At 60.9% G+C, this 16,422-nt stretch carries 11 protein-coding genes; 6 read left to right on the top strand and 5 right to left on the bottom strand.

Going from position 1 to position 16,422, the window contains the following annotated elements:
• Positions 1 to 121 precede the first annotated feature (121 nt).
• Positions 122 to 1,384 (bottom strand): hypothetical protein, encoded by a 1,263-nt coding sequence (locus M1L53_RS08520; RefSeq protein ID WP_007728853.1) that lies wholly within the window; start codon positions 1,382 to 1,384, stop codon positions 122 to 124.
• 408 nt (positions 1,385 to 1,792) lie between these two features.
• Between M1L53_RS08520 and M1L53_RS08515 the strand changes: the two genes are divergently transcribed.
• The 6 genes from M1L53_RS08515 (at position 1,793) to M1L53_RS08490 (ending at position 7,422) form a co-directional block, all read left to right on the top strand.
• Positions 1,793 to 3,085, top strand: coding sequence for a glycosyltransferase family 4 protein (locus M1L53_RS08515; RefSeq protein ID WP_007728855.1), 1,293 nt, complete (start codon positions 1,793 to 1,795; stop codon positions 3,083 to 3,085).
• A gap of 83 nt (positions 3,086 to 3,168) precedes the next feature.
• Complete coding sequence (gene gmd, locus M1L53_RS08510; RefSeq protein ID WP_007728857.1) at positions 3,169 to 4,206, top strand: GDP-mannose 4,6-dehydratase; 1,038 nt, start codon at positions 3,169 to 3,171, stop codon at positions 4,204 to 4,206.
• Positions 4,203 to 5,183, top strand: coding sequence for a GDP-L-fucose synthase (locus M1L53_RS08505; RefSeq protein ID WP_007728859.1), 981 nt, complete (start codon positions 4,203 to 4,205; stop codon positions 5,181 to 5,183). The genes gmd and M1L53_RS08505 overlap by 4 nt, the downstream gene beginning before the upstream one ends.
• A complete protein-coding gene (locus M1L53_RS08500; RefSeq protein ID WP_007728861.1) occupies positions 5,180 to 5,716 on the top strand; it encodes a DapH/DapD/GlmU-related protein in 537 nt (178 codons plus the stop codon). The genes M1L53_RS08505 and M1L53_RS08500 overlap by 4 nt, the downstream gene beginning before the upstream one ends.
• Positions 5,713 to 6,834, top strand: coding sequence for a glycosyltransferase (locus M1L53_RS08495; RefSeq protein WP_030536278.1), 1,122 nt, complete (start codon positions 5,713 to 5,715; stop codon positions 6,832 to 6,834). Before M1L53_RS08500 ends, M1L53_RS08495 begins: the two co-directional genes overlap by 4 nt.
• Positions 6,835 to 6,867: 33 nt before the next feature.
• Positions 6,868 to 7,422: a YdcF family protein gene (locus tag M1L53_RS08490; RefSeq protein ID WP_007728868.1), complete on the top strand. Its 555-nt coding sequence runs from the start codon at positions 6,868 to 6,870 to the stop codon at positions 7,420 to 7,422.
• 14 nt (positions 7,423 to 7,436) lie between these two features.
• On the opposite strand, the gene M1L53_RS08485 is transcribed toward M1L53_RS08490, so the two are convergent.
• From M1L53_RS08485 to M1L53_RS08470, 4 genes are all read right to left on the bottom strand, one after another.
• Positions 7,437 to 8,918 carry a sugar transferase gene (locus M1L53_RS08485; protein ID WP_007728870.1) on the bottom strand — a complete coding sequence of 494 codons (1,482 nt, stop codon included), beginning with the start codon at positions 8,916 to 8,918 and terminating at the stop codon, positions 7,437 to 7,439.
• Positions 8,919 to 9,237: 319 nt separating this feature from the next.
• Complete coding sequence (locus M1L53_RS08480) at positions 9,238 to 10,074, bottom strand: MazG family protein (protein WP_007728872.1); 837 nt, start codon at positions 10,072 to 10,074, stop codon at positions 9,238 to 9,240.
• 7 nt (positions 10,075 to 10,081) lie between these two features.
• Positions 10,082 to 13,708, bottom strand: coding sequence for a transcription-repair coupling factor (gene mfd / locus M1L53_RS08475; RefSeq protein WP_261949217.1), 3,627 nt, complete (start codon positions 13,706 to 13,708; stop codon positions 10,082 to 10,084).
• A gap of 128 nt (positions 13,709 to 13,836) precedes the next feature.
• Entirely contained in the window at positions 13,837 to 16,422 is a 2,586-nt protein-coding gene (locus M1L53_RS08470; RefSeq protein WP_054188776.1) for a glycosyl hydrolase 2 galactose-binding domain-containing protein, read from the bottom strand.

Genomic DNA, 16,422 nt, shown 5'->3' with positions numbered 1-16,422 from the left:
ATTGAAACCGTCGGTCGGCTCAGTCCACCTGAAACAGTCTATAGGATTGTTTACTGCGAAGTAGCCGGGGTTGCCTTCGTGCATTCCTCCAGAGAGAGAACCTCCTCCAGACGAACCTTCTCTAGTCGAAGTGCGAGCCAGTGTTGACCGCGATTCGAAGCCCGAGGTAGGCGGCCGCAGCGTTGACGGCCGAACGCATCTTCTCGAGATCGACGAAATTACCCGAATGGCTGTATGTACAGTCGGCGTAGCGGCCCGTCGTGCGCATGTTGGACGCGAGAACTGCCGGCTCGAGTGTCTGCATTCCCCTCGCGAACGCCAGATCACCACCACTGAACGCATGATCTCGATCACCGGGCACCCGAAAACACGACATTGTAGTTGCAAGCACCATCGGGGACGCCACGCCATCAGGGTCGGCCCGGGACCGACTATTGCGCCGTCCGACCAACTCCCCAGCAGCACGCCGGACGAGCGCCTCGCCGGAGCGAATCCTCGACCGAACCTGCGAAGCCACTTCGAGGGGACTACTAGCTGTCCAATCTGCCCGGAAAGGAATGTGACTGAACGCATTCCCCCCTGTCCTCGCCAGTAGGGGCGATGCCGATCGCAGGTCGACAACCACGTGATGAGTGACGTCGGGGCCGCACTCCAGAGCCGCGAGCACTGCGCAATAGAAATACACGGAAGGCACACGGGTTCCAGGTGCTGCAACCAAACGAACGGAGAGCCACCACCCGCGAACAGGTTCCGTGGATACGGCCGAGGACGAGATTGCGTTTCCCGATGCCCGCCGACTCACCACCTCACGCTGGAACATACTTGTACCACTGAGGATTCGCCTCAGGGACGTCGCGGCAATCAAGGGATTGGTCGACGCCATCAAAAGCCCGGCAGCAACGATCCGACGCTTCGACAATCTGCGCACAGCGGGAGAGCGCGGACCAAGCGCCGGATCCAGACCCGACAACGCAAGAAAGAGTCGTTCTGATTTCGGCATGAAGACCGTCTCGTCACCAAACATGTGTGAATAGATCAGGCCGATCATGTTGCGTGCAACGACGACAGTGATCTCGCGAGGGTCACTGAATCGTCGCGCATTGAAATACTTGAACAATGTCCGGTCGAATACCTCGACGCCTATCGCCGAAGACACGTCGGCCACGCGCATTCCTTCGACGGCACCCAGTCCGTGTAACGAGGCAGTAGGCGAACCCTCACCAGCGGTACGCATCTCGAAAATCAGGGGGAAGACCCCGATACCCGCTTCGAAAGTCTCCGAGATCCACTCGTTGACAACGGCTACGACACCAGCTCTATCAACTGGGCCGAAGGACTCCTGCGCGTGACAGCAGTACGTGCTTGCCAGCGGATCGACCTTCACTTCATCCCTCCACGATCACGTGTGCCCGAAATTCAATCCTCACCGACCAATTTCCCTTCGTTCGCGGCAAAACAACCGTGCGCCGGTTTCAGCGAGTTTGCAGAACCTCCGAGGGAACCCGCGGCCGGATCGAAATCTCCGCCTTCCGCCAGTGCGCTCCGCCACATTCGAAATTGCCCAACGAGGCCAGTCCACCCATCACCCTGTTGCAACCTTCTGGTTAACACTACGCACGCACAGGCTCGCCTCCATCTGATGCAGCAACATCGCTCCCGGCGATCGAAGCACGACATGAGACCAGTTGATAAACCGTGGAAATAGGGCTTAAATAGCGTAAACCAAACCATTTGACTGTTTGAAGCGCAGTTTACCAACTGGAGGTTCGTCATCAGCACCCAGATCGACCAGATGCACGACAAACCTGGTGACGTCTCCGCGACTTTCGAGTTATCCAATCGTGGTCCCGTCGAATCGCTGAACATCACGATTCTCGGCATCAACTACGCGCCGGAAACCACGGGGATAGCCCCGTACATGACGGACCTTGCCGAGTCCCTCGGCGAGCGCGGGCACAAGGTGCACGTCGTCACCGGGTACCCGCACTATCCGGCGTGGGAAATCGACGCTTCCTACCAGGGACGGTCGATCGACGAGGTCGTGAACGGCGTTCACGTTCACCGACGCCGCCACTTCGTGCCCAGCCCACCGAATGCCTTGGGACGAATCAAGATGGAGCTGAGTTTCGGCGCACGTGCCGCCAGTTCCGGATGGAACACACCTGACGTAATCGTGTGCACCAGTCCGGCATTGCTGGCCACTGCGATGGTCCTCGGACGTGCTCGGCTGACACCCAAACGTCCGGCCATCGGGGTCTGGGTACACGACTTGTACGGTCAAGGCGTCGTGGAGACCGGTGCGATGACAGGCCGCAGTGCCCGCGCAACGTCCAGGCTCGAGGCGGCTGTCGTGAAGTCCGCCGACGGAATCGCCGTCGTCCATGACCGTTTCGTCGACCATGTCGTCAACGAACTTCACGTCCCACGCGAACGAGTCACAGTGGTTCGGAACTGGACGCACGTGACGCCGATCGATGTGGACGATCTCACCGCCGCACGCACCAAATTCGGTTGGTCGCCTGACGAAACCATTGTTCTGCACACCGGAAACATGGGCCTGAAACAAGGTCTGGAAAATGTCGTCGAGGCCGCTCGACTCGCCGACGAGCAGAGTCTGCCAATCCGATTCGTTCTGGTCGGTGACGGCAATCAGCGACCGAACCTCGAAGCCGCGGCAGTCGGAGTCGATCGAATCGACTTCGTCCGCCCACTCGACGACCAGGATTTCCGCACTGCCATGGCCGCCGCCGACGTTTTACTGGTCAACGAGGCACCCGGGATCGTCGGGATGGCAGTGCCGAGCAAGCTGACGTCGTATTTCAGCAGCGGTACCCCGATTGTCGCCGCAACCGATGTGGCATCTACGACTGCCGACGAGATCCGTGCCTCCGGTGCTGGGGTCGTCACTCAGAACGGTGATCCCGCAGGCCTGCTCTCTGCAGCCCTACAACTCGCGGGCGACGCGGAGACTTCCGCCAGACTTGGTGCCGCCGGGGTCCATTACTGCGCCACCTCGGTTGGCAAAACCGCGTCCATCGACAAATGCGAAAAGTGGATCCGCGAGCTGGTGGCCGGCCGCAGTTAGTACGCGAGCCGCTCGGAACAAAACCTCACACATCTCGACTCGGATCTGAAGACGACGAACATAGACAAGGCAGCTGACGCTCGATGACCAAACGCGCACTCATCACAGGGATCACCGGACAGGACGGTTCCTACCTGGCAGAACTGTTGTTGGCCAAAGGTTACGAAGTTCACGGATTGATCAGACGCGCATCAACTTTCAACACGTCACGCATCGATCACCTCTATCAGGACCCTCACGAACTGGGCGCACGGCTGTTCTTGCACTACGGTGACCTGTCCGACGGCGCACGACTCGTCACGCTCCTGTCGAAGATCGCACCAGACGAGGTATACAACCTCGCTGCGCAGTCGCACGTGCGGGTCAGCTTCGACGAGCCCGAACACACAGGCAACACAACCGGAATCGGGTCTATTCGTTTGCTCGAAGCAGTCCGCATGACGGGATTGCAGTGCCGCTTCTACCAAGCTTCGAGTTCAGAAATGTTCGGAGCCAGTCCGCCTCCACAGAACGAGGACACCCCGTTCTATCCGCGGTCGCCGTACGGCGCTGCAAAGGTGTACTCGTACTGGGTCACCAGGAACTATCGCGAGGCCTACGGAATTCACGCGGTGAACGGGATCCTCTTCAATCACGAGTCACCCCGCCGCGGTGAAACATTCGTCACGAGAAAGATCACGCGTGCAGTCGCGCGAATCCAGGCCGGGATCGAAGATTCCCTGTACCTGGGCAATTTGGACGCGGTCAGGGACTGGGGCTACGCACCCGAGTACGTCGAGGGTATGTGGCGGATGCTTCAAGTCGACGAACCAGATGACTACGTGTTGGCCACTGGAGGAAACTTCACGGTCCAAGATTTTGTCGTGGCCTCATTCGAACATGTGGGTCTCGACTGGCAGAAGTACGTCAAATTCGATCCTCGTTACCTTCGCCCCACAGAGGTGGACGCTCTGGTCGGCGATGCAGGCAAGGCCGAGGACAAACTGGGCTGGAAAGCGACAGTACAGACCCCAGAATTGGCTCGAATCATGATGGACGCCGACATCGCAGCATTGGCGCATGCCGGCACACCGTGGATCGACACGCCGCATCTCCCTGATTGGAAGATCTCGCTCTCATGATCACAACGAAATCGATTGCACCTCTTGATCGCAGCGCCCCGACTTACATCGCCGGACACAAGGGACTGGTGGGATCCGCGCTCTGGCGCAAGCTCGAACAGAGTGGCTTCACCGACCTGATCGGCCGCACATCTGCCGAACTCGATCTGCGAAACCGAGCAGACGTATTCGCCTTCTTCGAAGCCGCCAAACCGTCGTGCGTCGTCTTGGCTGCCGCGAAGGTCGGAGGAATCGTCGCGAACAACACGTATCCGGTCGATTTCATCTCCGACAACCTTCAGATCCAGACCAATGTGCTCGACGCAGCGCTGCGGCACGGCGTGCGCCGATTGCTGTTCCTCGGGTCCTCGTGCATCTACCCGCGCCTGGCGCCACAGCCGATCAGAGAAGATCAATTACTGAACGGCCATCTCGAACCGACCAACGACGCATATGCGATCGCCAAGATTGCGGGAATCATCCAGGTCCAGGCTGTTCGTAGGCAGTTCGGGTTGCCCTGGATCTCGGCGATGCCGACAAGCCTGTACGGACCCGGCGACAACTTCTCGGAGAATGTTTCGCACGTACTTCCTGCGATGATCCGCCGTCTCGACCAAGCCAAGAACGAGGGAATTGAATCAGTCACAAACTGGGGTTCGGGGAGCCCACGTCGAGAATTCCTCCATGTGGACGACTTGGCCGATGCACTCCTTCACCTACTTGACACCTTCGACGAGTCCGGGCATGTCAACGTCGGTACCGGTCACGACGAAACCATTAAAGAGCTCGCAAATATTGTGGCCGAAGCAGTGGGATATGAAGGCCGAATGGACTGGGACACAAGCAAGCCCGATGGTGCACCGCGCAAACTACTCGACGTGTCCACATTGATGGCCACCGGTTGGAAACCACAGATCTCAACCCGCGAGGGCATCGAGTCGACCGTAGCCTGGTATCGCGAGCACGTACGGGATTCGTCTGCAGCGGTCCGACTGTGAGCACAAACCGCACTCTGTCCGGGTTCACCGGTGCAGGATACGACAAGGGACGCGGCCCGCTGGTCCAAATCTCCTGGCTCGCGATTTCCGGTGTGCTGCTTTCTCATTGGTGGTGCCCCAATGGAGTACGCGTTGCAGTTCTCCGGCGGTTCGGTGCCGACATCGCCGACGGGGTCCTGATTCGACACCGCGTCCGTATCCACTGGCCGTGGAAACTGACGGTCGGAGCAGACTCGTGGATCGGCGAGGGAACATGGATACTCAATCTCGAACCCGTCACGATAGGGGCGAATACGGCTATCTCGCAGGATGTCCTCCTGTGTACGGGCAGTCATGATCACCGAAGTCCCACATTCGAGTTCGACAATGCTCCCATCGTCATCGGTGACCAAGCATGGATCGCCGCCCGTGCGACGATACTCCGCGGTGTAACGATCGGGGACAACGCAATCGTCGGCGCGACGGCTTTGGTGACGTCCGATGTTCCCGCCGGAGCCACGATGTTGGCGCCACGGGCCGGCGCTGCACGATGAAGATACTGCAGATCGTCACTCTCTTCTCACCGGACGCCGCCTACGGAGGGCCTATCAGGGTCGCCCTAAATCAGTCGAAAGCATTGCAGGACAATGGGCATGACGTAACTATCGCCGCGGGTGAGCGTGGATACGCGGTGCCACCGACACGCGAGCAGGGTATCGCTCTGCAATTGTTTCCGGCGCGAACCGTGATCCCCAAAATCGGGTACGCGGGAATCGGCGCGCCGTCGATGCTTGTGTGGCTTCGCAAGCACGTCCGAGAATTCGACGTCGTGCACATTCATCTCGCGCGTGACCTGGTGACCCTTCCTGCCGCGAAATTGGCTCTTGCATACGGTATTCCAGTTTTCGCACAAACTCACGGGATGATCGACGAGACAGACAAATTGCTGGCAAGGCCGTTGGACGCTGCTTTCACGATCCCGGTCCTCAAACGAGCACGGACAGTGTTCTATCTGACCGAACGAGAGCACACAGACCTGCAGTCTGTTGTCGGAGACAGTCGCGTCAACTTGGTGGAACTCAACAACGGGATCCCCGAGGCCGAAGACCTCGAGTCACGGCCAGTCAACAGTTGCGACCCGCCCGAGGTCCTCTACCTAGCACGACTACAGGCAAGAAAGCGACCCCAGGTCTTCGTCGAAGCCGCAAAAGAGTTGTTGGACAGCGGACACACGGCGCGCTTTTCGATAGTCGGACCGGATGAGGGTGAAGCAGAAGCCGTCAACCGACTGATCGAACGCTCCGGACATAGCAATTGCATCCAGTACGAAGGCCCACTACCGTTCGACAAGTCTCCCGAACGATTTCGTCAAGCCGCTGTATATGTCTTGCCCTCCGTGAACGAACCGTTCCCGATGTCTGTACTCGAGGCGATGGCCGCTGGACTGCCCGTAGTCGTCACCGACACGTGCGGCCTCGCACCACTGATCCGGGATGGTCGGTGTGGCCTCGTGACCGATGACGCCACCGAATCAGTGACCGCGGCGATCTCGTCGCTCTTGAAGGATCCCGTCGCCGCTGCAGAGATGGGCGCCCGCGCGCGAAATGTTGCTCGCGAACGACTAGGAATGCCTGCCGTTCGTGCGGTGCTCGAAACCCAGTACGGGCTCTGAGCGGCTCCCACATCTGCACTACAGGAAGTAATTGTGAAATCCACTCGCCCCAAGGTCCGTCGACGCGTACTCGTTCTCAGCGGGATTGTCGGCGGACTTACTGCAATCACTGCCGCCGGCTGGCCGGTCTACGTCGATCCGGTGATCGACACACCCGAAATGGCCGACGCGATAGTTGTTCTCGGCGGTGATCACGACGGCAGAGAAGAATACGGACTGTCCTTGGCCGAGCAGGGCTACGCGCCCCAGATCATCTTTTCGAATCCGTATCGAAGCAATGATCCGAGGATCACCGCAATATGCGAGGGCACCTACGACTTCGAGGTCAGCTGTTTCAAGCCAGATCCGTCGACCACGCGTGGTGAAGGACAGGAGATTCGGCGTCGCGCCGAGGCACAGGGATGGAAGCGTGTCATCGTTGTGACCTTCGTTCCCCATGTCTCTCGCAGTCGCTACATCATCAACCGTTGCTGGGACGGTGACATCGACGTAGTCGCGGACCCCCGACCACTTCCGGTCTGGGTCTGGGCCGCGAACTATGTGTGGCAAACCGCCGGGTATGTTCGCGCCCAGTTCCAGGAATGCTGACTGCCTCTGTCCGGTCAGTACGCTCCGTCGCTCCTGAGCACTGCGGATACGGTCCTGGTGATGATCGAGATATTCTGCGCCGCAGACCAATTCTCCACGTAGGAAGAGTCGAGACGAACAGATTCTTCCCAGGAGAGATCACTGCGACCACTTACCTGCCAGAGACCGGTGATGCCAGGCTTGACCAGCAGGCGCCGGGCAACCTCGTCGTCGTACATCTCGACCTCGCGACGCAATGGCGGCCGCGGGCCGACAACGCTCATCTCTCCGCGAATGACGTTGAAGAACTGCGGTAGCTCGTCGATACTCAATCGGCGAAGGATCTTGCCGACGGACGTGATTCGTGGATCCTCACGCATCTTGAACAACACACCTCCGGCGCCTTCGTTGTCCCCCATCAGATCGACAACCTGCTGATCGGCGCCTTCCACCATGGTACGAAACTTGAACATGGGGAACGGTTTCCCGTTGAGGCCGATGCGTTCCGCCTTGTAGAACACCGGGCCTTTGGACGTGAACTTGACTGCAGCGGCAGCGGCGAGCATGACCGGCGCCACGAGGAGGATCATCAGCATCGAGAACACCGCGTCGAAAACAGCGGGCTCAAGCCGGTTCGCGCCCTGGTAGCGCGGCCGCGCAACGTGAATCAACGGGAGTCCCGCCGCAGGGCGAAACATCAAGCGAGCCTTCGACACATCGGCCACGACCGGTGAAACCACCATGTCGACGCCCTCGGCTTCGAGGTCCCACATCAGTTTGCGAATGCCCACCTGTCCGAGGTCTTCGGTCCCGGTTACGATGACGGTGTCTGCGCCACTTGCGCGCATCGCCTCGACTACCTCGAACTCGTTGCCCATTACCGGGACTGCTGCTCCGTCGACAACGATGTGATCGTCCAACGCGGTCGCCCGACGCGGAATGCACGCTCCCACAACGTCGTAGCCTGCCGAGGATTCCCGCACGAAGGCACGCGTAGTAGCAACGACGGACGCATGTCCACCAACCAACAGCACCGAGTTACGGCAATCCCCGATCGCACGCTTCTTTCGAATGTCGCGTCGCCAGAGGTAGCGTCCGAGAAGCAGCGCAGCGAGTCCGACGGGCAGTGCGATCATGAGGTAGCTTCGCGCAATTCCCACGCCCAGAATGATCCCGGCCAATGCGCCTACTCCGAAGACCTGGCCGGTAGCGAGCAGTACCTTCTCGTACTCGTCACTGCCCTCGCCCAGCATCGCCTGATGACGGCTACGCCCCCGTGCGAGGGCGATCATCCACAGTCCGCCCAACGCTGCAGACGCGATCACTTTAAGTGGTGTCAGCCACTCGATGGGATGCGGCCACATACTGCCGATCTGAGCGAGTGCGATCACGAACAGGACCGTGATCGAATCGCTCACTGCGATCCGCTTCCGGTATGCCCGGCGCCAGTCTGTTCCGACATGAGCGGAATCCTGCGATACCGCCGACCGGCTCTCCACCTCAGCATGAACGCTCATTTGCCATCAGTCTTTCTTGTCATACGAACGGCGTCAGCGGATCGAACGGCTTGGGGGATCGCTGATCGGTAGCCACCGCGAGCGTCCAGGTACGGCAACACCCCGCCGGTTGCCGTACCTCGCTGCTCGCAGTACAGAAATGAACCGTCATCGGACCCCCCTACATAACCGCCGATCAAAGGCCAATTCATGCAAGAAAACGACCCAGTGTTGCTCATTCCGTACGTAAACATACCTTAGGTTTGTTTCAACTGCACTCACCAAGCCCAAGCTATTTTCCGATTGCCAGGTGATTACCGGGCAATTACGTCAAAGTGGGCTAATCCTCCACGTCTTCGAGACGTCTTCCCTCACGAATCCGAATGTCGGCGATCAGCATGTCCAGGGCGCCCAGGAGTGCAGTGTCGGCGCGTCGGCACTGCTCGATCAGAGCTTCCAGATCAGCTTCATCGGCGCTTTCGATCACACCAGCTTTGGCGGCCCTGCTCAGTACTTTTTCGGCGAGGAGCAACGGCGGCTGCGACCGAGCGATGCCGTCCATGGATGACGCGCGAGCCTTCTCGGCAGCCTTCAAAGCGTCCCACGCCCGCTCTTGCTCAGCGATGTCGACCGCCCCGGAACTGACCAGGTGCGGGCTGCGGTGCACGAGTTTCGCGATCAATGCACCGGCCACGTCGTCCAATTCGAAAACACCGTGTGCTTGAGCGATCCGCGAGTGGAACAACACCTGAAGCAACAGGTCTCCGAGTTCCTCCCGAAGATCGCTCTCGTCGTCGCTTCGAATCGCGTCGAGTACCTCGTAGGTCTCCTCGACGAGGTAAACGGAGAGGCTCTCGTGCGTCTGGGTCGACTCCCAACCGCCGCGATTCCACAACCGGTCCATGATCGACGCCGCTTCCACCAGTCGATCGCCGTGAATGGGTTTGGCGCGAATCATCTTTACCCCAGCGGCAGACAACGCCGCGATCTTCGGCTCGGCGGTGTCCATCATCACAGTCACCGCGGCGCCGGGTGTCGTGGCCGGCAGTGCGCCGCGTACCGAGTCGGGGACGTCCGGGTCGATATCGATCGCGCCGGACAGGAACGGGAGCGCCTCCAGCGGAAAGACATGCGGCCGCAAAGGATCGAGCAGTACGACGACGGGCGATTCGTTCACCGTGTGCTCACGCCTCGACCAGGACGGCACCGGCGGCGCGCCCGTCAATCGCCAGGATGAAGTCCGCGATGTACTGGAGCAATTCGACGTCCCGCAGGCGATCCGAGCCGACTCCGCCGGTGCGAGGCAGCGGGAGTTGCACGAGCCCGGTCGTTGCCCGGTACTGCGCGCTCGGATAGATCCTCTTGAGCCTGATCTGTTTGGAATCGGGCAGTGACATAGGCGAGATCTTGAGCTGAGTTCCGGTGACGGCGACTTCCTCCAGTTGATACTCGCGGCAGAGCAGTCGAAGCTTGGCCACCGAGATCAGCCGTCGAACCTCTTCGGGCAGTGGGCCGTAGCGATCGACCAGTTCTTCGACTACGGCAGCGATGCCGTCGGAATCAGTTGCCGCAGCGAGCTTGCGGTACCCCTCCAACCTGAGCCTGTCACTGGTGACGTAGTCGGGCGGGATGTGCGCGTCCACCGGTAGGTCGATCCGGACTTCCTTCGTGCCCTCGTCCATTGTGATCGGTTTGCCGTCGGCTGCAGCCCGGAAGGCTTCGACCGCCTCACCGACCAGCCTGACGTACAGATCGAACCCGACCCCCGCGACGTGGCCGGACTGCTCTGCGCCCAGAACATTTCCGGCTCCACGGATTTCGAGGTCCTTCATCGCGACGGCCATACCCGCGCCGAGGTCCGAATTCTGCGAAATCGTTGCCAGTCGGTCGTATGCCGTTTCCGTCAAAGGCTTTTCGGCCGGGTACAGGAAATAGGCGTATCCACGTTCACGACTACGCCCGACGCGTCCGCGAAGCTGATGCAACTGCGAGAGGCCCAGCGAATCCGCACGTTCGACGATCAGTGTGTTCGCGTTCGAGATGTCCAGACCGGTTTCGATGATCGTGGTACAGACCAACACGTCGAAGTCGCGTTCCCAGAATCCTTGCACGGTCTTTTCGAGAGTGTCCTCGTTCATCTGACCGTGCGCGACGACGACGCGAGCCTCCGGGACGAGTTCACGGATCTTCTTGGCTGCCTTGTCGATCGAGCTGACACGGTTGTGTACGTAGAAGACCTGGCCGTCGCGCAGAAGTTCACGCCGGATGGCCGCGGCAACCTGCTTGTCCGCATACGCGCCGACGTACGTGAGGATCGGATGACGTTCTTCCGGCGGTGTGAGGATCGTGGACATCTCGCGGATCCCGGCCATGCTCATCTCGAGAGTACGAGGAATCGGGGTAGCCGACATCGTCAGGACGTCGACGTGGGTGCGTAACGCCTTGATGTGTTCCTTGTGCTCGACTCCGAATCGCTGTTCCTCGTCGACGATCACAAGCCCGAGGTCCTTCCAGCGAATACCGGTCTGCAGCAACCTGTGAGTACCGACGACGATGTCGATCTCACCTTCCGCCATGCCGGCGATGATTTCCTTCGAGTCCTTGGCGTCGGTGAACCGGGACAGCCCTCGCACCTTCACCGGGAACGACGCCATTCGTTCGGTGAAGGTCTGAAGATGTTGCTGTGCAAGCAGAGTCGTCGGCACCAGCACCGCCACTTGCTTGCCGTCCTGCACTGCCTTGAACGCGGCGCGGACGGCGATCTCCGTCTTGCCGTACCCGACGTCACCGATGACCACCCGGTCCATCGGAACCGGCTTCTCCATGTCGGCCTTGACCTCACTGATAACGGTCAACTGGTCGATCGTCTCGGTGAACGCGAATGCGTCTTCGAGTTCCTTCTGCCACGGTGTGTCCGGGCCGAACGCATGCCCGGGAGCAGCCTGACGCGCTGCGTAGAGCTGAACCAGCTCGCCCGCGATCTCACGAACTGCCTTGCGGGCCTTTCGCTTGGTGTTTGCCCAGTCGGATCCACCGAGCTTGCTCAGCGCCGGCAACTCCCCACCGACGTATCGGGAGAGTTGATCGAGCGATTCCATCGGGACGAACAGACGATCGCCCGGGTGACCGCGCTTGCTCGGCGCGTATTCGATGACCAGGTATTCACGACGCGCCCCACCGATGGTGCGTTCGACCATTTCGACAAACCGGCCGATACCGTGCTGATCATGCACGACCATGTCCCCTGCCGACAGCGCGAGGGGATCAACCTGATTGCGGCGCTTGGCCGGCAAGCGCTTTCCGTCGCCGACCGCAGCAACGCGGTTGCCGGTCAGATCGGACTCGGTGACGATCACCATCCCAGGCGTCGAGTCGTCGCCGGCGAGTACCAGTCCGTCATGCAGTGATCCACGGAGCACCGCGACCTGTCCACGGGCGGGGGTAGCGCCGGCATCGAGCATCTTGGCGGGCACTTCGGCTTCACCGAGTCGCTCCACGACGCGGCTTGCGGTTCCGGCACCTGCCACCACGATCGCCGCGCGACCGCCCGTGCTCACGTGCGCCCGAAGGCTGACGAACAGCTCGGCCAACAGGTCGTCGGAACCGCGCACCTGCGGTGCCGCATGCACCGGGAGTTCGAGTTCTTCACCGTTTCCCGACGCCAGCGGGCTGACTGTCCACCAGGGTCGGCCGGCAGCTTCGGCAGATTCGCGAACATGACGAAGCGACCGGTACGCGGAGGCACCGAGATCGACTCCTCCGCCGTTGAGGATCGACGTGTCGAGCGGTGCAGCGCCGCCGATCGACGCCGCCGTCCACGATGCTTCCAAGAATTCCTGGCCGGTGCGCACCAGGTCGGTGGCGCGGGTGCGCACCTTTTCCGGATCACACAGAAGAATGTGCGCCCCTTCAGGAAGTACATCGGAAAGTAGCTGCAGTTCACCGGGTTTGAGAACCGGGAGCAGAGCTTCCATCCCCTCGACGGGGATACCTGCCGAGATCTTGTCCAGCATCTCGACCAACGACGCGTCAGCCTGGTTCTCAGCAGCGAGTGCGGCAGCTCGATCACGAACATCAGCTGTCAAAATCAGTTCACGACACGGCGGCGCGATCACGGAATCGACGTCGACGTCCGCTAGCGAACGCTGATCGGCAACTGAGAAGTAGCGAAGCTCCGATACCTCGTCACCCCAGAATTCGATACGGACCGGATGATCCGCCGTCGGCGAGAACAGGTCGAGAATGCCACCACGGACCGCGAACTCACCACGCTTTCCCACCATGTCGACGCGGCTGTACGCCATCTCCACCAGACGAACCAGAACGGAATCGAAATCGATCTCGGTGCCGACGCGCAACGTGATCGGTTCTATCTCGCCCAGGCCTGGCGCCATCGGCTGAACGAGAGAGCGCACCGTGGTGACGATCACCCGAAGTGGCGATCCGTACGAGGCGTCGTCTGGTCTGGCGAGTCTGCGCAGTACCTGCACCCGTCGCCCAACGGTATCCGCGCTCGGCGACAATCGCTCGTGCGGCAATGTTTCCCACGACGGGAACTGCGCCACGCCTCCACCGAGCATCTCGGTGAGTTCCGAAGTGAGATCGTCGGCTTCACGACCGGTGGCCGTCACCAGCAGCACCGGCGTGCGAGCGGCGAGTGCAGCGGCGATGAACGGTCGAGCCGGCTTCGGAGCCACGATGTCCAAGGCGGCCGAGCCGATGGATTCGATCACCGGAGTGAACGCGGCATCTGCGAGGGCGACCTCGGCGAGTCCAGCGAGCGCAGTCTGGGCAGAGGACAAGGAAGTCAACGAACGCGCTCCTGAACAGTGATGACGGGTTGCGGACGCACAGCCCGAGCGCAATATCCCCACCGAGGCAGAGTTGTGCGCCGGTTCGATTCTATCGGTGTGCGATCTCGCAGCGCAGTCCGATCCGTTCAGTTTCCCGTAGCACTCGTCTTCTTCGACGTCCGCTTGGACGGCGAGGATTGTGTGACCGGAGTGATCGGCGGCGCCACGGCCGCACTCACGTATGAGTTGAGCGCCCGAACGCGACCGATCACCTTCGTCGCCTGACCGGTTCTCCGTAGGCGTACAGTCCTGCGACCGTTCGGCGCGAGGTGGAACCAGGAGTCTTCGGGCTCGAAGCCCTGCAGTTCGAGGGCAACGTATTGGGCGGAAGCATCCGTCGAGACGTCGACTACCCACTCTTCGTCACCGACGTTGCGCGCTGTGGCAACAAGTCCGACCGATCGCTCGCGAGGCCGCGCCGAGCCACCCAGGAGGTGGACCACTTCGTCCACCATCTCGCCGTCTTCGTCTTCGAGTGTGACGGTGACGGCGTCGTATGTCCGCGCCCCGAACCGAAAGACGTGAGTGAGGTCGGTGAAACGGCCGACAAGGCTGTTCACGGACCAGGTCAGACTTGAATGCGCTTCCACCTTGACCGGTAGCGCGACGTCGACCGGGACGACACCTGACCGACTGTGCGCTCGAAACCTGATCTCGCCGACGACAGGTTCGGCGGTCTCGTTGATCGCGTCGAGCCTCAATCCGTCCATACCGTCGTCCGTGACGAGGAGCGCGATCGGTTTGGCGCTCCTACGGAGCACGAACCACGGAGCTTTGGGGCTGCCGCTCCAATCGAGGACCCCCCATCCCGGTCCGGGCTCCAGGTCTCGCAGTGCGAGTGTCAAGGCGCCGTCGCACCGAGAGTCCGGGCGACGCCAGTATCCGAGCGTCGATGCGAACGCCTCACATACAGCTGCTCGCCCCAGGTCGAGATAGCGTTCCGGGTCGGACCACCGGACTTCACGAGCGTCTTCGCCGAAAAGCGCGTGGACGTAGTGGTCCCGAACATCCTCGAAATCCCACGACGATCCGTTGTCCCGAGGCACCGCGGCTTTCCATGCCGGGTGGTGCCCCGCGACGGCGAGTGAACCGAATTCGTTCTCGATCACCGCATTCGACGGTGGAATCGAAAATGCCAATGATTCGGTCGCAAAACGTACTCGCGCGCTGAGCACGTCGGCCAGTGGACGACGATAGGCACCCACCCCGAAGTAGTGAGCGACCCCGCTTCCGACATGCGTTGCCAATTGCTCGCCCCCGCGAGGCGCCGAGGGGGACGAAGTCACGTACTCGAGTTCGGGTGCCACCGTCGAGATCAACTCCGGCAGTCTCGAATGAATGAGCGGGATGTGTTGATCGACCAAGCCCAGCATGGTCGGCTGCTGTTCGGTCTCGCTGCCGCCGCAGAAGACTGCCAAAGCGGGATTTCCGCGCACTCTGTGCAAGAACTCGGTGACCTCGGAGGCAACGAGTTCGAAGAATTCGTCGGTGTCGGGCGGATCGAGCGTCGCCAACATCATGTCCTGCCACACGAGAATGCCCAGACGCGCGCATTCCTCCCAGAAGTGGTCGCTCTCGTAGACCATCGTCCCCGGGATTCGAATCATGTTCAGGCCCGCCTCTGCCAGGCGTTCCAAGACACGAGTGGTGCCGGCGTCGCCTTGAAGCGAGATCGGGTCGGTCGGCACCCACACCGAACCACGGCAGTACACCCGGATGCCGTTGACATACAAACGGAATCCACCATCGGATCTGTCGACCTCCACCGTCCGGAAGCCAACTGAACCGAGATGCTCGGAGACTCCGAGCGCTTCCATCGTCACCCGATAAGTGCGCGGGGTGCCATGAGTGTGCGGCCACCACAACTGCGCGTCCGGCACTTCGACGACGCCGGACACCTCGAGAAATCCATCCGGTCCGGCGGATACAGCCAATTGCCGCGAGTGTTCGCCGACGCGCACGGTCACGTACTCCAGCGAGGCCGGCAATCCGGTGAGCCGAGCACTGACGGCAACGCGACCGGTTGTGCCGTCAATACTCGCATGCTTGACAGCAGAGACTGCGGCGGCAATCCCCTTGTCCAACAAGCGGATACCCCGCCACGGACCCACCGGTACCGGTACACCACTGAACACGGGAGCCATACCGAGCATCGTGGTTCGGATCCACCGAAGACCCTGTTCACGGACCATCGACGAGCGCCAACGCCCTCGGGGACGCCTCGATCTCAAAATCGCGGAGAGAGAATGAAAATGAACAGCCACCTGGACACGTTTACCAGCTCCGACTCCGGCCGGAATGATCACTTCCCCAGGTGTGAACATGGATTCAGTGGACGCGACACGGACACCGCCGATCCAGACATCCGCAAACGCCGTCATACCGTCGAACTGGAGCAGCCACGACCCCTCACCGGTCGTGGCCACGGTAGTCACGAACCACCAGTCCGACGATGAAACGGACGATTCTGAAACAGACGACGACGAAACGGACTTCGTGCGTCCGGCGTCCGTCTGCTCCGCACGTAACGCACCGACGACTGTTCCAGGCACGGACGCTGCGACCCACTCGGTCACGGCTTCGAGGGCATCCGGGTCGGATATGGATCCGGGTTCGGTTGCAGCGCATCGCCATATCGCGCCGGCCAGCAGGTCTGCTGACGAACGAGGCAC

The sequence above is a fragment of the Rhodococcus sp. T9N genome, assembly GCF_024436645.1.
GTDB classification, from domain to species: Bacteria; Actinomycetota; Actinomycetes; order Mycobacteriales; family Mycobacteriaceae; genus Rhodococcus_F; species Rhodococcus_F qingshengii.
Note: the sequence above shows the minus strand (reverse complement) of the source record. Positions and strands in the feature narration are given on the sequence as shown.

Coding starts and splice junctions, on each gene's coding strand:
- gmd (WP_007728857.1), top strand. CDS start 3,169: ATGACCAAACGCGCACTCATCACAGGGATCACCGGACAGGACGGTTCC.
- M1L53_RS08485 (WP_007728870.1), bottom strand. CDS start 8,918: ATGAGCGTTCATGCTGAGGTGGAGAGCCGGTCGGCGGTATCGCAGGAT.
- M1L53_RS08495 (WP_030536278.1), top strand. CDS start 5,713: ATGAAGATACTGCAGATCGTCACTCTCTTCTCACCGGACGCCGCCTAC.
- M1L53_RS08505 (WP_007728859.1), top strand. CDS start 4,203: ATGATCACAACGAAATCGATTGCACCTCTTGATCGCAGCGCCCCGACT.
- M1L53_RS08515 (WP_007728855.1), top strand. CDS start 1,793: ATGCACGACAAACCTGGTGACGTCTCCGCGACTTTCGAGTTATCCAAT.